This window comes from Niveibacterium sp. (assembly GCF_041909475.1).
Taxonomy (GTDB): domain Bacteria; phylum Pseudomonadota; class Gammaproteobacteria; order Burkholderiales; family Rhodocyclaceae; genus Niveibacterium.
The window spans coordinates 81,563-103,577 of the sequence record NZ_JAYRDJ010000003.1 but is presented as its reverse complement, the minus strand read 5'-3'; the positions used below and the strand labels follow the sequence as shown (position 1 = coordinate 103,577).

Below are 22,015 nucleotides of genomic sequence, written 5' to 3'. Positions count from 1 at the left end.
CAAGTTCAAAACAGATTGGCGTTCTGCGCCGCCTCGGCCAGCACCTTGGCAAGCTCGGCGAGCTGCTGATTGACCTGGTCCGAAGGCGGCGCAACCGCCTTCGCCGACCACAGCACGCGGCCGTCGGCCACGTTCAGCAGTGCGCTCTCGGCACCGTAGGCGGTACTGACGCTGCTGCCGCCCACCGGCATCGAGATGCCGACCCCGCCGCCGCCACCGCCGCCACCGCCCCAGCTACCCCCGCCAATGCCGAAACTGATCGACGGCCCCGGCGCAACATAGGAAGCATCCGGCGCCACGGCGGCAAACCACAGCGCGCTCGCGCCGGCGGCCTTCGCCGCGGGCAACTGTAGCGCCGCCGCCGCGGCGCGGTCAGCCACTTCCGGCCCCACGCCCTGCCCGGCGACCGCACGCGCGCCAAAGCGCCCGAGCTGCGCAGCGATCTGCTCCTGGCACAAACGCTGGATCGACAGCTCGACGGCCTGGCACACCACCAGCACCTTCGCCCCGCGTAGCGGCGCACCGGACAAAGCCGGGTCCACCCACTGAGAATTGATCTTCGTACTGGCACAGCCACCGAGGGCAAGCAACCCCAGCAGCAGGCCGGCCCGCGACATCGGCTGCGCCCACAGCCGTGAATTCGATCGAAGCATGGCGATATCCCCCGTAACGAACGCCCAGCTTACTCCAGCCGCGCCGGCCAGATCGACCCCGCTGCAACGCCGCAGTGACACGGAAACGAGACCGAACTGCCACAAAGCCTTAACGCCCCTGACACGAACACTGCGCACGCTTGCGGGTTTTTCACTCACAAGGTGACACCGATGCTTGTTCGAAACAGCCTCCTGACCGGCGGCCTCCTTTCCGCCCTGCTGCTAGCCGGTTGCGGCGGTAACGACGCGGCGCCCGCGCCCGTCGTAACGCCCACACAGCCGAAGATCGAGAAAGGCACCGCGGCAACGCTGGCGCTGCTGGAAACCACCGACCTGCACACCAATGTGCTGAGCTACGATTACTTCAAGCTCGCCGAGGACAAATCCTTCGGCTTCGAGCGCGTCGCGACGCTGATCAAGAACGCGCGCGGCGAGTTCCCGAATACCCTGTTGCTCGATAACGGCGACACGATCCAGGGCACCGCGCTGGCCGACTACCAGGCCCAGGTCAGCCCGATCGGCTGCGGCACGACGCTGGCGATGTACAAGGTGATGAACACCATCGGCTACGACGGCGGCGGCATCGGCAACCACGAATTCAACTACGGCCTGCCCTACCTGAACCAGGTCACCGGCAGCAAATTCAACATCGACGGTTTGCCCGACCCGGCCAAGCAGACGGCCTGCGCCGGCCCCGCCTTCCCGCAGGTGCTCGCGAACGTGCTGAGCGTGAAGAGCAAGGCGCCGCTGTTCCAGCCCTACACGATCCTGACCCGAGAACTGAAGGCGAAGACCACCGACGGCAAGGATGTCACCGCGCCGATCAAGGTCGGCATCATCGGCTTCACGCCGCCGACGATCCTGTCGTGGGACAAGCGCTGGCTCGACGGCAAGGTCTACACCGCCGGCATCAAGGAGCAGGCCGAGAAGTACATCCCCGAGATGCGCGCAAAGGGCGCGGATCTGGTGGTCGTAATCTCGCACGGCGGGCTCGACAACTCGGCCTACTCGCCAACGATGGAAAACGCGAACTACTACGTCGCGCAGGTTGCCGGTGTCGATGCGATGCTGATCGGCCACTCGCACCAGATCTTCCCGAACGCCACCAGCACGGTGCCGCAGTTCAACCTGCCGGGCGTCGACAAGGTTAACGGCACGGTGAATGGTGTGCCGACGGTGATGGCGAATTTCTGGGGCAAGCACCTGGGCGTGATCAAGTTTGAACTCGCCTACGACGGCAAGGCCTGGGTCATCGACAAGACGAAAACCAAGGTCGAAGCACGTTCGATCCAGAACGCGGACAAGAGCTATGTCGCAGTGGAACCGAGTGTTGCGGCTGCCGTGGCGGCTGAGCACCAGGCCACGATCGACTATGTGAAGACGCCGGTCGGCTCGACCGACTTCCAGATGACGACCTACTTCGCCGACGTCGGCGAGGTCGGCGCGATCGAACTGGTAAACCAGGCGCAGGCGGACTATGTCGCCAAGTATGTGAAGGCCAGCCTGCCCGAGTACGCCAAGCTGCCGGTGCTGTCGGTCAGCGCGCCGTTCAAGAGCGGCTTCGGCGGCGGCAACGACTATACCGATGTGGCGCAGGGCAATGTCGCGATCAACAACGCGGCCGACCTCTACCTTTACCCGAACACGATCTACGCGGTGAAGGTGACGGGTGACAACATCAAGGCCTGGCTTGAAACCGCGGCCAAGCGCTTCAACCAGATCGACCCGGCGAAGACGACCGAGCAGAACCTGATCAGCAGCTTCCCCGGCTACAACTTCGACATGTTCACGACGCCCGACCTCACCTACGAGATCGACGTCACCCAGCCGGTCGGCAGCCGCATCAAGAACCTGATGTACAAGGGGGCGGCCATCGTCGGCACGCAGGAGTTCATCGTCGCGACCAACAACTACCGCGCCAGCGGCGGCGGCAACTTCCCCGGCCTGGACGGCAGCAAGACGATCCTCGCCGCGCCGGACGCCAACCGCGACGTGCTGATCGCCTATATCAAGTCGATCAAGACGGTAACCCGCGCCACCAACGGTGCCGACCGCAGCTGGAAGTTCAGCAAGGTGACGACCGCGGGCCCGGTAACCTTCACTTCGTCGGCCGGCAAGCTCGCGCTCGCCACCGCAGCCGGGCTCAACAACGTGTCGCTGCTGCGCGCGGATGACGGTTCGGGCAAGGGTCTGTCGGTCTACGCGCTGGATCTGTCGAAATGATCGCAGGGGCCGCAGCGGTGCGAAGCCGCATGCGGCCCGGCGTGCATCGGGCCATCGCAGGCGCAGCACTCGCTGCTGCGCTTGCGGGGCTGCTCGGCGCGGCGTGGGTCACCCACGCCGCCCGCACGCCGGACACCGCACAGATTGAAACGCTGGCGCAACAAGCCGGCGCCGGCCGCGATGACATCACAATGCAACGCCTGCGCCAGATCGCGGAACACGACGACGGCGCGATTGCGCCTCTCCTGCTGGGTGAGGCGCTGATTGCGCGCAACACGGCAGAAGCCTTCCGAGAGGGTCTGGCGTGGCTGGCCAAGGCCGCCGCCAAGGACGATGCCGACGCGAACATGGCGCTCGGCAAGCTGCACTTTCTCGGCACGCCGTTTCTTGCACGCAACTACCCGGCGGCCTATCGACACTTCGCTGCGGCGGGGGCCAAGGGCCATGCTGGCGCGGCCTACTACCTCGGCTTGATGCTGCGCAATGGCTACGGTGTGCGCGAGAACCAGGCCGCCGCAGCGCGCTGGTTTGCGCTCGCCGCCGAGAAGAAATCCGCCGCTGCGATGTTCATGCTCGCCAATGCCTATCGCGACGGCGATGGCGTAGCACCCGACGAGCAACGCGCCCGCGAGCTCTACGTGGAGGCCGCCGAGATGGAACTGCCCGAGGCGATCCAGGCGCTGGCGATGGCCTACCGCAACGGCGAACTCGGCCTGCCCCGGGACGAGATGCAGGCGCGCCATTTCACACTGGAAACCGCGCACGCGCTGAAGCATCCGGCTCTGGTACCGTGAGGTGAAAGCCCGTCACGCCGAATAACGGCAGGGTGGGCCGTCACCAACTGGCATACAGCGCATACGGCCTATCGACCCATATGCCGGGCGAGGATTGTTCCCCTCGCGCAATCAGCGGCAGCCAAAAAACTCAGTCGAAGAACGCAGAGTCGGACTTGAACACGGTTTTGCTGCCCGACATCACGGTGTACTCGTATCGTCCCTTGTCGCGCAGGCGCTTGCTACACAGCGCTGAAGGCACAAAGGTTGCCGAGCCGTGCGTTTTGTCGAGCATCGCCTTGCGTTCGCCCGTTCGGTTCTGCACTTCCATCGGGCATCGCACCCAGGCATCGCGAAGTTGCTCATACGCGAGATTGACCCCCACCGACACCGGCGCTCCGCCTGAAAACGCCAGTTGCAACGCCTCGCCGTCGCGGCTTGCTTGTAGTTGCGGAGGCGGCTCGCCGGCAGGCGCGTGGATCACGTTGCGCATGCGGCTCGCGCGCTCACGCGCGGCCTCGGCCTCGTACTGCGATGCACTCAAGCGGCGCTCCGAGCCATCTTCGTTCTCGACAACGATTGGCTTGGCTTGTCGCCCCATTCCCGACCACAACAGCACACCAAGGCAGAGGCAGGATGCGATGATGCCAACACGCCGGCCAATGCCATGTGACGGCGGCGGCGCATAAGCCGCTTCGAGCATGCCGGCAGTGCCTTCTTCGAGCTTTCGGCGCGACACCTTGGGCTGCTGGCGTTGATAGTTGTCAGCCACTTCATCCAACACCGCGCTCGACACAGCGACCGCCATTGCACTCTCGCGCGGCCGCACCAGCGCGCGGCATTGTGGGCAAGCAACATCGCGGCTCGGATCGAGCATGCCGCCGCACGCCTCGCAGGCGACTTGGGCAGGCTTGGGTGGCAGCGATACCGGGGCGGCAACCTGCTCGCGGTCAATCGCCGCAGCCAACCGCGCAGGGTCATACACCCCAACCGGCGAGGCGCAGTAAGGACACGCGTTCTGCGGGCGGGCTTCCAGTGTGGCGCCGCATTGGCTGCACTGGATCGACTTGCCGGCTGCGCTCAGCGCATGCACGTCGTGCCATTCGTAAGGGCGGAAGTAGCCCTTCTCGGCAAGGAACAGCATGAAGCTCTGGTAGATGCCATGCTCCTGCGGGCATTCCAGATGCACGGTGCGGCCATAGCGGGTGAGGTTGAACGCCCGCTTGAGCGGCCCGCCGCATACCTGGCACGGCAAGGTCTGCGGCAGCGGCCTGAAGGTTGGCGCTACGGCCATACAGGCATCGATCTCATGCACCAGCGCCACCAAACCGGGGCCAGCAATGCGGATCGATTCCATCGCATCGAACCAAATCAGCGAGCACGCCGCGCACATATCGATCTCGACCGTGCGCTTGTAGTGGCCGGCCAGACGCAGCACACGCATCGGCGCGCCGCAGTGACCGCAGCGGCGAGACGGGGTGGATGACCGATCCATCGTTTGTTCGGTATCGCGCATATGGATGCCCGAAGCTGCACAGAGAAGTGAAAGCGATAAATCAGCTTACCAGCGCCCGCGCTTCGGGCTTCGTGCAAACAAAAGGTCTGCCCCTCATGCTGCACCCGTTTCGAGCGAAAGCCACTTCCTGAAAGCCCGCATCATGGGACTGTCGTCGCGCCCTTCCGGCCACACCAGCCAGTAGGCGCGACCCTCATCGAGCGCCACTTCACTTGCTTGCACTAGTCGCCCGCTTGCCAGCTCCTCGGCGATCAGCAGCGGCGGAATCAGCGCCACACCAGCGCCGCCGGCCGCCGCTTCGGCCAGCATCGAGAACAGCTCGTAGCGCGGCCCGGCGAGGTCGCTGTCGACCGTCATCCCCTGCGCTGCGAACCACTGGCGCCAGGCATAGGGCCGGGTGCTCTGCTGCAGTCTTGGCAAGCGCGCGAGCGCATCGGCCGCCAGCGCCTCGGTACCGCCCAGCAAAGCTGGGCTTGCGACCGGCACCGACACTTCGTCGAGCAGGCGCTGCGCCTGGGTGCCGGGCCAAGGCGCGAGCGCCGCGGTGATCGCGGCATCCAGCCCCGAATCCTCGAACAGGAAGGCCTGGGTGCGCACCGAAAGGTTCACGGTGATGTCCGGATGCGCTTCGTGAAAGCGCGACAGCCGCGGCACCAGCCAGCGGGTGGCGAAAGTCGGTACCACGCCCAGTTCCAGCGTGCCGCCCTGGCCACGGCCTGCCATCAGCTCCAGCGTGTCGCGCTCCACCGCGTCGAGTCGCGTCGCCACTTGCCGCTGGTAGCGCTCGCCCGCCTCGGTCAGCACAACGCCGCGCCGGGTTCGGCGGAACAGTTCTACGCCAAGAAACGCCTCCAACCCGGCGATCTGGCGGCAGATCGCACTCTGGGTCAGCGCGAGTTCTTCGCCCGCCTTGGTGAAGGAGCGATGGCGCGCGGCGGCCTCGAAGGCAACCAGGGCGGCGGTGGATGGGATCTTGCGGCGCATCGACGGCTCCGGAGTGCACTAGATTCAACCTGAGCGGCACATTCTGCGCCATACAGCCTCTCGGAGTGCAACATCCGCACGCCGTCATGCAGGAAAAGCGTTTGCGTGGGGGGCGATCCGGCGGCACGATACCGCCAACAACACGCTGCGGGTCGCGCGCGCTCCGGGGGGATCGCCGCGACACCCACCCGCAACCCCGACATCACAGGAGAGACTCATGGCCGGCACCGCCACCTTCAGCTGGGACGACCCGCTGCTCCTGCGCGCACAGCTCACCGAAGACGAGCGCATGGTCTGCGACGCCGCCCACGCCTATGCGCAGGAGCGCTTGCTACCGCGTGTGACCGAGAGCTTCCGCCATGAGCGCACCGACGCCGCGATATTCCGCGAGATGGGCGAGCTGGGCCTGTTGGGCGCAACGATTCCCGCCGAGTACGGCGGCGCCGGGCTGGGTTATGTCGCCTACGGCCTGATCGCGCGCGAGATCGAACGGGTGGATTCCGGCTACCGCTCGATGATGAGCGTGCAGAGTTCGCTGGTGATGCTGCCGATCTACGAATTCGGTAACGAGGCCACGCGCCGCAAGTACCTGCCCAAGCTCGCCAGCGGCGAATGGATCGGCTGCTTCGGCCTGACCGAGCCCAACCACGGCTCCGACCCCGGCAGCATGATCAGCCGCGCACGCAAGGTCGACGGCGGCTACAGCCTCTCTGGCAGCAAGATGTGGATCACGAACTCACCGATCGCCGATGTGTTCGTGGTGTGGGCCAAGGACGACGACGGCAAGATCCGGGGCTTCGTGCTTGAGAAGGGTTGGAAGGGCCTCTCGGCCCCGGCGATCCACGGCAAAGTCGGCCTGCGCACCTCGATCACCGGCGAGATCGTGATGGACGAAGTCTTCGTGCCGGAGGAAAACGCCTTCCCCGAGGTGCGCGGCCTCAAGGGCCCCTTCACCTGCCTGAACTCGGCGCGCTACGGCATCGCCTGGGGCGCGCTCGGCGCGGCGGAAGACTGCTTCACGCGCGCCCGCAGCTACGTACTCGAGCGCAAGCAGTTCGACCGTCCGCTCGCCGCCAACCAGCTGATCCAGAAGAAGCTCGCCGACATGCTCACCGAGATCAGCCTCGGCCTGCAGGGCTGCCTGCAGCTCGGGCGCATGAAGGAGAGCGGCACCGCCTGCGTCGAGCTGACCTCGATCATGAAGCGCAACTCCTGCGGCAAGGCGCTGGACATCGCGCGACTGGCCCGCGACATGATGGGCGGCAACGGCATCAGCGACGAATTCGGTGTCGCCCGTCACCTGGTGAACCTCGAAGTGGTGAATACCTACGAGGGCACGCACGACATCCATGCACTGATCCTCGGCCGGGCGATTACCGGCATCCAGGCCTTCTGCTAATCGCTTGAGCGAGTTTCTGCTGCACGCCGCGATCTCGAAGCTGCGATGCTCGCCGTACGTCATGTACGGCTGCGCGTCTCGCTTCGACCTCCGCGCGCTCGCGACGAAATCCGTCTCAAGTGCAGCGCTGAGTCCCGAACGCCCCGCTGTTCCCTGCGAGCTTCTGACATGACTACACACACCGCCTCAGCCCTCTCTCACCTGCGGGTCCTCGATCTCTCGCGCGTACTTGCCGGCCCCTGGGCGACGCAACTGCTGGGCGACCTCGGCGCGGAGATCATCAAGATCGAGCGCCCTGGCTCGGGCGACGACACCCGCGCCTGGGGGCCGCCGTGGGTCAAGGACGAGGCCGGCGAGCCGAGCGAAGTCGCCGCCTACTACCTCTGCACCAACCGCAACAAGCGTTCGGTGACGATCGACTTCACCCAGCCCGAGGGCCAGGTGCTGGTGCGCGAACTGGCGATAAAGTGCGACGTGCTGGTCGAGAATTTCAAGGTCGGCGGGCTGGCGCAGTACGGGCTGGACTACGCCACGCTGTCGACGCTCAACCCGCGCCTGATCTACTGCTCGATCACCGGCTTCGGGCAAGACGGGCCCTACGCCGAGCGCGCCGGCTACGACTTCCTGATCCAGGGCATGGGCGGCCTGATGAGCCTGACCGGTCAGCCCGACGGCCAGCCCACGAAGGTCGGCGTCGCCCTCACCGACGTGCTCACCGGGCTCTACGCCAGCAATGCGATCCTCGCCGCGCTGGCGTGGCGCGAACGCAGCGGGCGCGGCCAGCACATCGACCTCGCCCTGCTCGACGTGCAGGTCGCCTGCCTCGCCAACCAGGCCATGAACTACCTCGCCAGTGGCCGCGCGCCGCAGCGCATGGGCAATGCCCACCCGAACATCGTCCCCTACGACGCCTTCCCGACCGCCGACGGCCACATGATCCTGGCGATCGGTAACGACGGGCAGTTCGCCCGCTTCTGCAAGGAGGCCAGCACCGATTGGGCGCAGGACGAACGCTTCGCCACCAACGCCGCGAGGGTGAAACACCGCGACACACTGATCGCCGCAATGCATGAAGTCACCCGCACGCGCAGCACCGCCGCCTGGGTCGCCGCGCTCGAATCTGCCGCCGTACCCTGCGGCCCGATCAACGACATCGGCCAGGTCTTCGACGACCCACAGGTGCAACACCGCGGCATGCGCATCGACCTGCCCCACCCCAGCGCCGGTCAGGTCCCGCTGGTCGCAAACCCGATCCACCTCTCCGAGACGCCAGTCGCCTACCGCAGCGCTCCCCCGCCGCTGGGCGCGGATACGCGCGCGGTGCTGGCGGAGATGCTTGGCAAGCAGCCCGCCGAACTCGATCTGCTCGCGTCGAAAGGCACCATCTAGCCCTCCCTCCGGTGGTCCAGTAGCGATCGCTCCGCGTGTGCTCAACACGCAGAAGACGGTTGAGGGATGCAGGGGAGCCAGGGAAACCCGATATGACCAATGCGTCACGCTTGCTCGGAAAATCCGGCGGAAAAGCGCGGCACCATGGCCTTTACTGGAACCCAGCGGCACACGGATGGGGCTAGCGGCGTACCGCTATGTCATGCGCCGGCGCCGATCAACTCTGGATAACTGCAAAACACAAGGGCAACCCGCCTGAACGGTGCCATATGGTGAAACACGCATAGGACGCAGCGACGAACTCGCCAGCCCACTCCGCTAATAGCCTCGGCTGAGGACCGGCGTTCTCCTTCGTCCAACAACAACGTGTCACCTTAGCGCGGTCTGACAGAACTGCAAATTGGGAGTCTATCGAAAGCATTTCGGGCGGCGCTGGCGCCGGGATGGGGCGGCGCAAAAGCTTGTGTCTGCGGGCTGCGCGACTCAGGCAACGGCTCGACGCGTGTGCGCTTGAATGTTGTTATTGACCACTATCGGTCTACGACGAGGTTTCCGCCCAATTACTGAGTGCACGAGACCAGTGTGGTTATCGCGCGGTCCTTGGGGGCGACTGACAGTTTCAACGAAAGACCAAGCCGAGCAATTCAATCAAGGGGATCAGCCATGTATGCAAAAGACTCTGATGGACGTTGGCACAAATACTATGACCAGTCGAAAGGTTCAAGTTGCGGCCCGACGTGCGTGCGAATTGTCGCGGAGATGGTAACCGGCAAAGAGTTCGGTGAAGAGATGATTAGACAGATGATCGAGCGCGATGAAGGTGGCGTTGTTTCATCGTTGACATCCGAGGCACGGGGGGCTGCTCAAGCCGGCAGTCACAACTGGGGAAACCACGGTGGCCATGGCTCTGGCGGAGGCGGAACCGGCACTTGGAATCTTGACAATACGCTCAAGAATCTTGGGATACCCGATGCTCATGTCGAACTGGGATATCCACGAAATGCCTTCAAGAAGACAAGCATCAAAAACCCGGGAATCGCGGCATGCGGGTGGAACGCTGGTTGGAATGGCGCTAATGCTCAAGGTCTTCACTGGGTTGTTGTCGCTGGCACCTTGCGCAATGGGAACTATCTGATAATTGATCCTGTTTATGGAATTGGGGAAGTAAGCCCGAATGATGCTGTACTTCAATACAACCCGGGATCGCCCGCGACGTTCCTCAATAACCGGACCATCATCACCATTCGTGATTAAGCCGCGCGGGGCAAATCAAGCACCTCGGGGCGGGGTTCGAAGTGTCCAGATGGCGCGCGGTCGAGTCGTTCATTGGATCAAACGTTCGGCGCCATTGCGCGACACCAGCGCCCTGCCCCTAAAGTGCTGGACTCCCCCGGCCAAATACAAAATTGCCGGAGACGGAAAGCCGCCATTTCCGCAGCGAGCACAGCTTGCCAAGTCGCTGTTGCGGCCGGGGCTCGGGATCAAACGCGATTTCGCAAAGCGCTTGCTTATACCAACACGCTTGGACCATTCTGGCCACCGAAGCGAGCATGTCGTCGCGCATGACAGCGCGAGAATTGAAAACCCGCCCATAGACGCCTTAATCGTCGATAAGAGGCCATCGGCGGCCGTCCCGTCAGTCGCCACAATGCGCGCCTGTTGGCAAAGGACGCCGCAGACACACGTCCAACCGCACCACATTGGCCTCGCAGGTGTGCATCGCGTTGCTACTGCAGCGCCAAATCAGCGATCCGTTGCAGAAGCGGCACGGCGGCCCTGAGGGTCGCCATCTCGCCGGGATCCATCTTGGCCGCGAGGGCATCCGCGATCCATTCCGCTCTCGCTTTTCTCGCAGCAGCGTTCTCTGTAATTCCTTTTTCTGTCAGGTGCACGAGATACCCTCGTCGATCCTGCGGATCCGAAACAAGCTCGATCCAGCCTTCGGACGCCAGTCGCGCGATAACAAGCCGCATCGTTTGATGCGTTACCCCTCGGCCGTCCGCAAGGAGCGCGATGCTCACGGGGCCGGTGCGCTCCAAGAATGCAAGCGTTTCTGCGCGTGCGTCGCTCGGCGTTGGCGCGCGTGCGCGCACGGCCCTGACAAACCGGCCGATCACTTCTCGCAGGTCGTCAGCCAGCAGTTCCATCTCTGTCGCCGCTTGTTTCACTTTTTGTTGTCTTGACAAAACCGCCCCCGATTTCAGATAGCCGACCGACGGCTCTCCACCTTGTTGAGCCCTCAGCCTGCGCGCAACTGAGCCAAGACGGACTGAAGGGTATTGATGCCCCAATGCTCGACGTAGCGGCCATCTCGTACGCGGACGATATCAATCACGTCAATCGAGACAGGCTTGCCGGTCGCGGCAAGCCCCATGAATGGGCCTGTGTGCGTCCCGGTGATGCTCTTTCGGGTGACCACCTTGTCGCCATCGCAGAGCTGCTCGTGGATGGTGACCTGTAGTCCACTCAAGGCCGGTCGCAGGACATGCTCAAAAGTGCTCCACATACTCTCTGGGCCATTCGCCACGCCCGGAGGCGCGGACCGATTGGCGAAGGATTCGTCCATCAGCTCAACAAAAGCAGCTCGACTCCCGTCCTGGATGACTTCCTTGTTGAAACGCCGTACGACGCGCTTGTTCGCTTCTGCATTCATGGCGATATACATGGGGTTGATTGGATTGCTAAGCCATACCGCAAACGAGCTTGCTGGCAGTTCGCGATTGCGACGGCAACCCCAGTTGAGACTCGAGTGACGGAAGGTCTGTGCTTAGCCTCATTCGGTGCGCAGCAAAGACAGTAACTTCGCTCCTATCGACGCATCGTCAATACTATACAGTCTAACTGTACATTTTCACGGACACGCTGTCCATCGTTGGTGGCGCACGGAAGTGCTGCCATGTGCACACATGGCGAACGCCGAGAAGCTGAGGAGCAAGGACCTCTTGCTCGAGCAAGACAATCCGAGAAACGCAAAGGAAAGGCTCCGGCGCGACGACAAGGAGCACAGCTCGCGAAGCACTCCGTCCGAAATAACCGGTACCGAGATAGCGCGCCAACGAGATCTGCACTTCAAACGGCCGGTATTGGCCGGCGTCGCCTGGACTCAAACGAACGCAACCTCGTCGTCTTCCTCGCCCAGAAAGCCCCCGCTCTGATGCGCCCAAAGTCGCGCGTAGAGGCCGTTCTGCGCGAGCAGGCTGCGGTGGTCGCCCTGCTCCACGATGCGGCCTTGGTCGAGAACGATCAGGCGATCCATCGCGGCGATGGTGGACAAGCGGTGCGCGATGGCGACCACTGTCTTGCCTTCCATCAGCGCGTAGAGGCTGCTCTGGATCGCGGCCTCGACTTCGGAATCCAGCGCGCTGGTCGCTTCGTCGAGCAGCAGGATCGGCGCGTCCTTGAGCATCACGCGTGCGATTGCGATGCGCTGGCGCTGCCCGCCCGAGAGCTTCACGCCACGTTCGCCGACATGGGCGTCGTAGGCGCGGCGCCCCTTCGGGTCGGTCAGTGTCTGGATGAAGTCGTGCGCTTCGGCGCGCTTCGCGGCAGCGATCATTTCAGCGTCTGAGGCGTCGGGCCGGCCGTAGAGGATGTTGTCGCGCACCGAGCGGTGCAGCAGCGAGGTGTCTTGCGTCACCATGCCGACCTGCGCGCGCAGGCTGTCCTGCGTCACGCGCGACACATCTTGCCCGTCGATCAGCACGCGCCCTTGCGGCACATCGTAGAAGCGCAGCAGCAGGTTCACGATGGTCGACTTGCCTGCGCCGGAACGCCCGACGAGGCCGATCTTCTCGCCTGGCCTTATCGTCAGCGACAGGTGTTCGATCACACTTCGCTCGCCACCGTAGGCAAAGCAGACATCCTCGAAACGGATCTCGCCGCGGGTCACGACAAGCGGCTTGGCGTCGACGCGATCGACGATCGCGTGCGGGCGCGCGAGCGTGTTGATGCCGTCCTGCACCGTGCCGATGTGTTCGAACAGCGAGGCCATTTCCCACATGATCCAGTGCGAGATGCCGTTGAGCCGCAGCGCCATCGCGGTCGCCGCGGCCACCGCGCCAACACCAGCGAGGTTGCGGCTCCACAGCCACAGCGTAGCGCCGGTTGTCGCCACAATCAGCAGCATCGACAGGGCGTGGTTGACGACCTCGAAACCACTCACCAGCCGCATCTGCGCATAGGCGGTCAGCATGAAGTCCTGCATTGCGGCGCGGGCGAAGCCGGCTTCGCGCCGTGCGTGCGAGAACAGCTTTACGGTGGCGATGTTTGTGTAGGCATCGGTGATGCGCCCGGTCATCAGCGAACGCGCGTCGGCCTGCGCCTGCCCCACCTCGCCCAGGCGTGGCACGAAGTACCACAGCGTGGCGAGATAGAGCGCAAGCCAGCCGAGAAACGGCAACAGCAGCACCACATGCAGGCTGCCAACCACCGCGACCATCGTGACGAAGTAGATCACGACGAAAACCAGGATATCGGTGACCACCAGCACCGTATCGCGCACCGCCAGCGCGGTCTGCATCACCTTGGTCGCGATGCGGCCGGCGAACTCATCCTGATAGAAGCTCATGCTCTGGCCGAGCATCAACCGATGGAAGTTCCAGCGCAGCCGCATCGGGAAGTTCGCCGCAAGTGCCTGGTGCTTGATCATCGTCTGCAGTGCGATCACCAGCGGGCTCGCCAGCAGGATCAGCGCGAGCAGCATCAGGTGGCGTCCCTCCACTTCCCACAGCCGCGCGCGGTCGACATGTGCCAGCCAGTCGACGATGCGCCCGAGCATGCTGAATAGCAGCGCCTCAAAAGCGCCGATGGCTGCCGTCAGCACGGTCATGCCAAGAATGAAGCGGCGCAGGCCAAAGGTGCCCGCCCACAGGAATCCGAAGAAGCGGGCGGGCGGTGTAGCCGGCGGCGCGTCGGGGTAGGGATGAACGAGTCGTTCGAAGAAACTGAACACGCTGATGACCTCCGCTGCCCGCACGGCAGGCGCCGGCGCGGGACCGGTCAAGCGTAGCCGATTTGCACGGCACCGCGCGAAGTGCTGCCGCGCAACGTGCGCCGGCTGCGGCTATGCTGTCGCATCTATCGCCAACCACCGCCCCGCCACCGATGTCCGCCCCCCGCATCGCACCTTACTGGACGCGCTTTCCTTCCTTCTTCCTCTACCCGCTCAGCGGCGAGCCGCTGCTGGCCAGCATCGGCATCGCACTGATCGCCACCGCCGCGCAGTTGCTGCCGCCCTTGCAGATCCTGGTATTCGCCGGCACCGTGCGCTACGGCTTTCTGGTGCTGGAACGCACCGCCCGCGGCCATATCGACGACCGCATGGTGCTGTTCAACTCGCACCACGGCGGCAAGCACCTGCCGTGGAAACAGGTTGCCGTCGTCGTGATCGGCGCGATCGTGGTCGGCATGACGGCCGGCGTGGCCGGTCGGAACGCTGCGATGCTGGTGCTGGTGTTGCTCGGGCTGCTGTGGCCGGCGAACACGATGGTGCTGGCTGTCACCAACGACATGGGCGAATCGATCAACCCCGCGCGCCTGTGGCAGGTCGCCTCGCGCATCGGCATGCCCTACCTTGGGCTGTGCGGCTGCCTGTTGCTGCTGTTCTTCGGCAGCGGCCAGTTGCTCAGCCACCTCGCGCCGGTGGTGCCGCGTGCGCTGTTCCCGACAATTGCCGGCTTCGTCGCGGCAGCGTTCACGATCGCGATGTACCGCATGATGGGCTATGTGCTGTACGAGTATCACGAGGAGCTCGATATCGACGTTCACGTGGGCTTCGAGCGGCAGGCCGATCACCTGCCGGTGCCGGACGCAAAGGCGGCCCGCGCGGCACACATCGCCACGCTGCTGCGCGAAGGCAAGGGCGATGAAGCGCTGCAGGAAGCGCGCGCCGCCGTGAGCGACGCACCAGAGGACCTCGACGCCCGCCTGCGCCTGCACAAGCTGCTGCTCGCACTGCCAAACCAGGAAGCCGCGCTCGCGGCCCACGCGCGCGGATGGTTGCCGACGCTGTTGCGCAGCGGCCGCGCCGCACTGGCAACCGAAGTGTTGGAGGCGGTGCATAAACACGATCCGGCCTTCGCGCCCGCCGACGCCAGCGACATCCTGCCGCTCGCGACCGCGGCATTCGATGCACGCCGCTTCGACACCGCAGCACGCCTGCTGCGCGGCTTCGACCAACGCCACCCGGGCCACCGCGACACGGCCTCGGTTTACCTGCTGGGCGCGCGCTTGCTGATTGAACATCGGCGCGACGAGGCACAGGCCGAACGCGTACTCACTGCGCTGCGCAGCCGCTTCCCCGATCACCCGGCTTCGGGTGAAGCCGAGAAACTGCTGGGCCTGATCGCGCGACTTCGCGCAGCGAACTGACGAAGGCTTGGCCAGTTTCGGCGAGCGCAGCGGGCCAGCGCGCCGAACCGCTGCGAACGGCCGGCGACGCCGCTACAGCGTCACGAGTTGCGGATAGCGCTGCTTCAACAAGCGCCGGGCGCGTTCGGCGCGTTCCGGCTGGCCAGCCTCCTGCAGCGCCCGCACCAGTCCATTCAGCACCTTCGGCGCCGCCTCACCCGCCGCATCGCGCGACACAAGCCTCAGCGCCAGCGCCTCGGCGGCGTCGAATTCGTCGCACGCCAGCAGGCGCATCGCCACCCGTGACCACGCCCCCAGCGACAACCGCGGCGGCTGGGCGTCGGCAAGCTTCAAGGCTTGTGCGAGCACGGCGCCGTCCATCCGCGTCGCAGGCCGTGAAGCAGACTTCAAAATGCGCGCCGCCGCCTCGCCCTGCAGGCCGGCATCACGCGCAAGGCCGGCAACCCTCAGGTGTTCCGCCAGCAGCACTTCGTCATCCGGCAGGCGTTCGACCAGTTGGCGATAGCACTGCGTGGCGCGATCGAATTGAAGCTGGGCAACCAGTTCAACGGCGCGGGCGCGCAGCTGCGCCGTGGCAGCGTCGGCATCCATGCGCTCGACCGACTGGGCCGTGCCACCCGCCTTGCGCCAGCGGTACAGGCCCGCCAGCAGCGCGCCGCTGATAAAGCCACCGAAGTGCGCGAGGTAATTGACCTGCCCATGCGGATCGAGCACGAAGCGCTGCAGCAGCTCGTTGCCGATCCACACCGGCAGAATCGCGAGTGCCGGCCAGCTCACGGTACCGAAGACAAAGATCAGCCAGTAGAAGAAGCGAATCTTGCGCAAGCCGAACAGCACGAGGTAGGCGGCCATCACGGCGGAGATCGCACCCGATGCGCCCAGCGAATAGCCGACCCGATCACCGGCGAACAGCAGGTCCGGCACCGCGGCGCCGAGCCCACCGATCAGGTACAGCGCGAGAAAGCCCCAGGCGCCGAGCGCCGCTTCCACGGTGTAGCCGACAATGAACAGCACCACCATGTTGCCGGCCAGATGCATGATGTCGCCATGCAGGAACATGTGACCCAGAAGCGAGCCTGCACGCGGCTCGCCCGGCTTGAGGCTCCAGCGCTCGGTGAATACCTTGGCACGCAGCGCCTCGTAACGCTGGCGCGCGTCGCGCCAGGCCTCGTAGCCCTGGTCGCTCGGCTTGATCACCTGCTCCGCGTGCAAGCGCTGCATGAAGGCACGGTCGAACTCCATCGTCTCCAGCACAAGGCGGCCTTCGCCCCCCTTGAGAGCGGTTTCCAGCTTGTGCGCCTGTACGTCGCGCCCGCGGCTGCGCAGGTCGGCGAGATAGGCCGGGAGCTCGGTATCCGGCAACCCGGCGCTGCCGTAGTACTTGATCGCAGCCGCTTCGCGCTCCTCGTCGCCGCCTTGGCCGAACACGAAGATCAGGATGCACGCGAGCATCAATGCGAGCGTGACGACCGGTGGTCGCGACCAGTCAGGGCGGGGGGGCAAGGGCAGTATCAGCATGGGAGTCGGTGAGCAGGCACTGGCCGCGGAGTATGAATGAACGATTGCAAAGCAGTCATAGTGCGCGGACGCTTGAAACACACACAAGGATAATGACCGCACTGACCACCCCGCCCCCACAGACCATGTCCCAGCTCTTCCGCGTCGTTCTTACCGGCAACGTCCTCGCCGGTCATGACCCGGCAACCGTCCGCGAACACATCGCGCAAACTTTCCGCCTCGACGCCTCGCAGCTCGACGTGGTGTTCTCCGGGCGTCGCGTTGCCGTAAGGCGCAACGCCACCCAAGCAGAAGCAGATGCGCTGACCCAGCGGATCATGGCTCTGGGTCTGAGTGCCGAGTCCGAACCCATGCCGGAGGTAGCCGCCGTGCCGGCCGCCGCCCCGGTGGCACCGATCGTTACGCCGGTCCCCGCCAAACCCGCTCCAGCGCCCGCCCCCGACGCATCGGACGAACTCTTCAGCCTTGCGGCGCCCGCGACGCCAGCCCCGGCACAGACAGCGGGCAGTGATACGCCCCCTGCAGCCCCCGACGCATCGGTCGAAACCGTCACCTGCCCGCAGTGCGCCGAAGTGCAACCCAAGCGCACGCTTTGCCGCGCCTGCGGCATCGACATGCCACGCCTGCGCGCGGCGCGCGCCGAAGCGAGCCGCGACGCAAACGAAACGCGCCTTGGCATCAACAACGGCCCGAAGACCACCTTTGGCCCGGCTACGGTTGCGGCCCCCAATCGCTACGTTGGCAGTGAAGACACCTCGATGCTCGGGCTCGGCTTCGCCGGCCGTTTCAACCGCTCGATGTATCTGGCGTCTGCCTTTCTCAGCACGGCGCTGATGTGGGTGCTGATCGGCATCGCGGCATTCAGCGGGCAGATGTGGCTGGCGGTCGTCGGCTTTGTTCTGGGCATGATTTACGGCCTGCGCTGCATGGCGCTGCGGCTGCACGACATGGGGCGCACCGGCTGGATGTCGCTGCTGATGATCGTGCCGGTGGTGAACTTCATCCTCGCCGTGATGTTGCTGTTCGTACGCGGCGTTGATGACGACAACGTGCACGGCCCCGCACCGGAGGGCGGTGGCGCGAAACTGGTGTGGTTCTGGATCGCAATGTCGGCACTGGCGGGCGGTTTCGCATCCAAGGGCATCGCGAGCAACCCGGCAGCCGTGCTCGCCATGGCCAGCCAGTATCGCCTGCATGGCGCGCACCGCGACGAGCAAGCGGGCGACGACGCCAACTACGCGGCCGACAACGTCGTGGTGATGTACTCGATCAAGGGTTGTGAGGACTGCGCCAAGATGCGCGGCTGGCTCGATGCTAACGGGCTGCAATACACCGACTACTCGGTCGACACCGATTCACGTGCGGCCGACGAGCTGAGCAACAAGGTTGCTGCGAAGGGTGGGGCCAACGTGCGGCTGCCGGTGATGGAAGTGAACGGCGAGTTGCTGATGGACAACCCCTCGACCGCCGCAGTGCACGCCCATCTGCGCGAAGAGTGAATCCAGCGCCGGCCCGGCTCGCCGGGTCGGCTCAACGGGTCGGCGTTGCAGCGCGCGTCAGCTGCCAGCGTCGCAGACCGTACGCAACTGCTGCGCGGCGTAGAACAGATCGCGCTCGATCGCACGGCGCACGCCGGCGCTGTCGCCCCGCTCGGCGGCCTCGACCACATCCTCGTGCGCATCGTTGAGCCGCATCGCGAAGGCCTGATCCTCAAACAGCCGATTCGACACTGGCCCGACCTGCAGCCACACCGTCTCGATCAGTTCGAGCAATAGCGGCGAACCACAGGCGCGGTACAGGATCAGGTGAAAGCGCTCGTTCGCATCGAGGTAGGCCTTCGGGTCGTTCGCCTCAAGCGCCGCGCGCATCGCATCCGACAGGGCACGCAACGCACAGCGGCCGTCATCATCGAGCCGATGGGCGCCCTTCTCCGCGGCCTCGCCTTCAAGCATGAGACGCACCTGCAACACATCGTCGAACTGCGCGCGCGAGAGCTGCGGCACCGTCACCCCGCAATTGGGCACGTTCACCAGGGCGCCCTCGGCCGCAAGCCGTTGCAGCGCGGAGCGCACCGGCATCTCGCCGACACCCAGCGCTTCGGCGACCTGACGGATCTTCAGCCGCTCGCCGGGCAGAAAGCGCCCGACCGTGAGCCAGCCGCGCAGCGTGGCGTAAGTGTCGTCCTGCAGGGTGGTGCCGCTTGGGGTTTTCATGGGGCGGGATTCTACGTAAAGCCGACGCGGAGGGGCCGTACGGCGAGCAGCCGCCTCTGCTGCCGGCGCGCCGCCGCGAACAATCGCGGCCTACACGATCGCCGTCAGCACCTCATCGAAGGCCGTAACCAGACGATCCACCTCGGTGGCGGTCGTATCGGGGCATACCAGGATCATGTTGTGGAAGGGCGTGATCAGCAGGCCACGATTGAGCAGGTAGAGGTGGATCACCTGTTCCAGTGCGGTGTCGAGAATGCGCTCGGCCTCGCTGCCGTTGCGCGGCGGCTGCGGCGCGAACTGGAACTCGGTTCGCGCGCCGACCTGGGTCACACACCAGGGCACGCCGTGCCGCGCAATCGCCGCACGCAAGCCGGACGCCAGCCGCTCGGCCAGTGCGAACATGTGCGCGTAGGCCGCGTCGCTCATCACCTCCGCCAGCGTCGCGCGCATCGCCGCCATCGCCAGCAGGTTGGCGGTCAGCGTGGTGCCGACGCCACTATGCCCGGGCGGCGCATTGCGCTTGGCCGCCTGCACCCGTTCGGCGAGCTCGGCCGAGAAGCCATACACCGCGGAGGGCACGCCGCCGCCGACCGGCTTGCCGAGCACGAAGGCATCTGGCGCGAGGCCATGCGCGCGGGTGTAGCCACCCGGGCCGGTGCTGATCGTGTGCGTTTCGTCGATCACCAGCAGCGTGCCGTGGCGGCGGATGATCGCCTGCGCCGCCTGCCAGTAGCCGGGCTCGGGCAGCACCATGCCGATGTTGGTCATCGCTGGCTCGGCCAGCACACAGGCAACTTCACCATCAGCAAGCGCAGCGTCGAGCGCGGCGAGGTCGTTGAATTCGACCACGCGGGTCTGCTGCGTGAGGTCGTAGACCTGGCCGAGCAGGCTATCGCGCTGCCGCGGCTTTCCGTCGACCAGGTCGACGAACACATCGTCCACGGTGCCGTGGTAGCAGCCATTGAACACCAGGATCTTGCTGCGGCCGGTGGCCGCGCGCGCCCAGCGCAGCACGAAACGGTTGGCGTCGCTCGCGCTCATCGCGAACTGCCAGAACGGCAGGCCGAAGCGGCGCGCGAGTTCGCGCGACACCCACACCGCATCCTCCGAAGGCAGCATCGCCGTGAAGCCCTTGGCGCCCTGCTCGGCCAGTGCGCGCACGACAGGCTCCGGCGCGTGGCCGAACATCGCGCCGGTATCGCCGAGACAAAAGTCGGCGTAGTCCAATCCATCGACATCACGAAAGCGCGAGCCCTTCGCCCGCTCGACATACAACGAGAAGGGCGTGGACCAATCATTCATCCAGTGCAGCGGCACGCCGAAGGCCAGATGCTCGGCGGCCTGCTGCGACAGCGCACGCGAACGGGGGCGGCGCGCGGCGAAGGCCTCACGCTCATGTCCAAACAGCGCCTCGGCCCTTGCCCAATTGATTCCGTGTCTGCGTTCCATCGTGAGTTCCTGTTCCGTTCGCGTCGGAGCACTTTGATCAGCGCAGATTCAAACGGCGGATCTGATCCGCTGAAATCCGCGCGCATCCGCGAGATCCGCGGCAGAGGCTTATCGTCACACCGTCAGCTGCAGATGCTCGCGCTCCCAAGCGGTGATGCCGCGCTGGAAGGTCTCCAGTTCCTTTTCCTTCACCGCACAGAACGCCTGCACGAACTCGGCGCCGAGCACCTCGTGTAGCGCCTCGCAGTGCGACAGTGCGCCGATCGCCTCTTCGAGGCTGCGCGGCAACTCGTAGTCGAGGCTGTAGGCGCTGCCCGCCAAGGGCTCGGACGCTTCCAGCCCTTCGAGCATGCCGAGGTAGCCACACGCCAGCGTCGCCGCCATCGCCAGATACGGATTCACATCCACGCCCGGCACGCGGTTCTCCAGCCGGCGCGCGGCCGGGCCGGAGTTCGGGATGCGGATGCCGCAGGTGCGGTTGTCGTAACCCCAGCGCACGTTGATCGGCGCTGCGGTGTGCCGCGACAGGCGGCGATAGGAATTTACGTAGGGCGCGAACAGCGGCATCGCCTGCGGCAGGTACTTCTGCATGCCGGCGATGTGGTTGAAGAACAGCGTGCTGGCGCTGCCATCGGCGCAGGAGAAGATGTTCTGCCCATCGTCGCAGCGCACGATGCTCTGGTGGATGTGCATCGCACTACCCGGCTCGTGCTCCATCGGCTTGGCCATGAAGGTCGCGAAGATCTTGTGGCGATAGGCCGTCTCACGCACCGCGCGCTTGAACAGGAACACGCGGTCGGCAAGATCCAGCGCGTCGCCGTGCGTGAAGTTGATCTCCATCTGGCCGGCGCCGACTTCGTGGATCAGCGTCTCGACGCCAAGCTTCATCGCGTCCGAGAAGGCCGACAGCTCCTGAAAGAAGGGGTCGAAATCATTCACGGCGTCGATCGAGAAGGACTGCCGCCCTGCCTCGGTTCGCCCGTTTCGCCCCGGCGGCGGCCGCAGCGGTTCATGCGGGTTGGAATTCTGCGCGATCAGGTAGAACTCCATCTCGGGCGCCACCACCGGCCGCCAGCCGCGCGCCTCGTAGAGCTTGAGCACCCGGCGCAGCACCGCGCGCGGCGACAGACCGACCGGGCGGCCGTCGAAGTCTTCGCAATCGTGGATCACCACCGCCACCGGCTCGATCGCCCAGGGCGCCCAGCGGATCGTGTTGGGATCAGGCACGCAGACCATGTCCGGGTCGCTCGGCCCGACAAAGCGCTCGAAGTCGGCGAACTCGCCATTCACGGTAATCGTCAGCACCGCCTTGGACATCTTCATGTTGTCCTCGGCCATGAACAGCGCGCGCGGCAGGATCTTGCCGCGCGCCACGCCGGTCATGTCCGGGATGATGCACTCGACCTCATGGATGCTGTTTTCCCGCAGGAACTGATGCAGCGCGTCGCCCATGGAACACCTTTTGATCAAACCAACAACATAACGCCGCACACAAACTGCGACTCACGAGCATCAACGTCAAGCAACTA

The 22,015-nt window shown here is 65.2% G+C and carries 17 protein-coding genes; 7 read left to right on the top strand and 10 right to left on the bottom strand.

What is annotated here, in order from left to right; translation table 11 throughout:
- Window positions 1-5: 5 nt before the first annotated feature.
- Complete coding sequence (locus tag ACE3P0_RS04210) at window positions 6-653, bottom strand: hypothetical protein (protein ID WP_374400127.1); 648 nt, start codon at window positions 651-653, stop codon at window positions 6-8.
- A 171-nt stretch (window positions 654-824) separates the two neighbouring features.
- Between ACE3P0_RS04210 and ACE3P0_RS04205 the strand changes: the two genes are divergently transcribed.
- Together ACE3P0_RS04205 and ACE3P0_RS04200 are read left to right on the top strand one after the other, a co-directional pair.
- Complete coding sequence (locus tag ACE3P0_RS04205; protein WP_374400125.1) at window positions 825-2,876, top strand: bifunctional 2',3'-cyclic-nucleotide 2'-phosphodiesterase/3'-nucleotidase; 2,052 nt, start codon at window positions 825-827, stop codon at window positions 2,874-2,876.
- Window positions 2,873-3,670, top strand: a complete 798-nt coding sequence (locus tag ACE3P0_RS04200; protein ID WP_374400123.1) for a tetratricopeptide repeat protein — start codon at window positions 2,873-2,875, stop codon at window positions 3,668-3,670. The genes ACE3P0_RS04205 and ACE3P0_RS04200 overlap by 4 nt, the downstream gene beginning before the upstream one ends.
- Before the next feature lie 130 nt (window positions 3,671-3,800).
- Here ACE3P0_RS04200 and ACE3P0_RS04195 read toward each other — a convergent pair whose 3' ends face one another.
- Complete coding sequence (locus ACE3P0_RS04195; RefSeq protein ID WP_374400122.1) at window positions 3,801-5,093, bottom strand: hypothetical protein; 1,293 nt, start codon at window positions 5,091-5,093, stop codon at window positions 3,801-3,803.
- Window positions 5,094-5,258: 165 nt separating this feature from the next.
- Window positions 5,259-6,149, bottom strand: coding sequence for a LysR substrate-binding domain-containing protein (locus ACE3P0_RS04190; protein ID WP_374400120.1), 891 nt, complete (start codon window positions 6,147-6,149; stop codon window positions 5,259-5,261).
- A 217-nt stretch (window positions 6,150-6,366) separates the two neighbouring features.
- On the opposite strand from ACE3P0_RS04190, the gene ACE3P0_RS04185 reads away from it, so the two are divergent.
- From ACE3P0_RS04185 to ACE3P0_RS04175, 3 genes are all read left to right on the top strand, one after another.
- A complete protein-coding gene (locus tag ACE3P0_RS04185) occupies window positions 6,367-7,548 on the top strand; it encodes an acyl-CoA dehydrogenase (protein WP_374400118.1) in 1,182 nt (393 codons plus the stop codon).
- Window positions 7,549-7,716: 168 nt separating this feature from the next.
- Window positions 7,717-8,937 (top strand): CaiB/BaiF CoA transferase family protein, encoded by a 1,221-nt coding sequence (locus tag ACE3P0_RS04180; protein ID WP_374400116.1) that lies wholly within the window; start codon window positions 7,717-7,719, stop codon window positions 8,935-8,937.
- A gap of 663 nt (window positions 8,938-9,600) precedes the next feature.
- Complete coding sequence (locus ACE3P0_RS04175) at window positions 9,601-10,191, top strand: hypothetical protein (protein ID WP_374400114.1); 591 nt, start codon at window positions 9,601-9,603, stop codon at window positions 10,189-10,191.
- 473 nt (window positions 10,192-10,664) lie between these two features.
- Here ACE3P0_RS04175 and ACE3P0_RS04170 read toward each other — a convergent pair whose 3' ends face one another.
- The 3 genes from ACE3P0_RS04170 to ACE3P0_RS04160 all read right to left on the bottom strand — a co-directional run bounded on the left by ACE3P0_RS04170 (window position 10,665) and on the right by ACE3P0_RS04160 (window position 13,888).
- The gene (locus tag ACE3P0_RS04170; RefSeq protein ID WP_374400111.1) at window positions 10,665-11,084 is read right to left on the bottom strand and encodes a MarR family winged helix-turn-helix transcriptional regulator; all 420 of its coding nucleotides are present in this window, start codon (window positions 11,082-11,084) and stop codon (window positions 10,665-10,667) included.
- 92 nt (window positions 11,085-11,176) lie between these two features.
- Window positions 11,177-11,602, bottom strand: coding sequence for an ester cyclase (locus ACE3P0_RS04165; RefSeq protein ID WP_374400108.1), 426 nt, complete (start codon window positions 11,600-11,602; stop codon window positions 11,177-11,179).
- A gap of 438 nt (window positions 11,603-12,040) precedes the next feature.
- Window positions 12,041-13,888, bottom strand: coding sequence for an ABC transporter ATP-binding protein (locus ACE3P0_RS04160; RefSeq protein ID WP_374400106.1), 1,848 nt, complete (start codon window positions 13,886-13,888; stop codon window positions 12,041-12,043).
- 152 nt (window positions 13,889-14,040) lie between these two features.
- Between ACE3P0_RS04160 and ACE3P0_RS04155 the strand changes: the two genes are divergently transcribed.
- Window positions 14,041-15,306: a tol-pal system YbgF family protein gene (locus ACE3P0_RS04155; RefSeq protein ID WP_374400104.1), complete on the top strand. Its 1,266-nt coding sequence runs from the start codon at window positions 14,041-14,043 to the stop codon at window positions 15,304-15,306.
- 72 nt (window positions 15,307-15,378) lie between these two features.
- Here ACE3P0_RS04155 and ACE3P0_RS04150 read toward each other — a convergent pair whose 3' ends face one another.
- Window positions 15,379-16,809 carry a rhomboid family intramembrane serine protease gene (locus tag ACE3P0_RS04150; protein WP_374400101.1) on the bottom strand — a complete coding sequence of 477 codons (1,431 nt, stop codon included), beginning with the start codon at window positions 16,807-16,809 and terminating at the stop codon, window positions 15,379-15,381.
- 140 nt (window positions 16,810-16,949) lie between these two features.
- Here ACE3P0_RS04150 and ACE3P0_RS04145 point away from each other — a divergent pair, with 140 nt between their 5' ends.
- A complete protein-coding gene (locus ACE3P0_RS04145; protein WP_374400098.1) occupies window positions 16,950-18,323 on the top strand; it encodes a DUF805 domain-containing protein in 1,374 nt (457 codons plus the stop codon).
- A gap of 57 nt (window positions 18,324-18,380) precedes the next feature.
- Here ACE3P0_RS04145 and ACE3P0_RS04140 read toward each other — a convergent pair whose 3' ends face one another.
- The 3 genes from ACE3P0_RS04140 to ACE3P0_RS04130 form a co-directional block, all read right to left on the bottom strand.
- Window positions 18,381-19,037, bottom strand: coding sequence for a GntR family transcriptional regulator (locus tag ACE3P0_RS04140; protein ID WP_374400096.1), 657 nt, complete (start codon window positions 19,035-19,037; stop codon window positions 18,381-18,383).
- Between the two features lie 90 nt (window positions 19,038-19,127).
- A complete protein-coding gene (locus ACE3P0_RS04135) occupies window positions 19,128-20,486 on the bottom strand; it encodes an aspartate aminotransferase family protein (protein WP_374400094.1) in 1,359 nt (452 codons plus the stop codon).
- Window positions 20,487-20,600: 114 nt separating this feature from the next.
- Window positions 20,601-21,938, bottom strand: a complete 1,338-nt coding sequence (locus ACE3P0_RS04130; protein ID WP_374400092.1) for a glutamine synthetase family protein — start codon at window positions 21,936-21,938, stop codon at window positions 20,601-20,603.
- Window positions 21,939-22,015 lie beyond the last annotated feature (77 nt).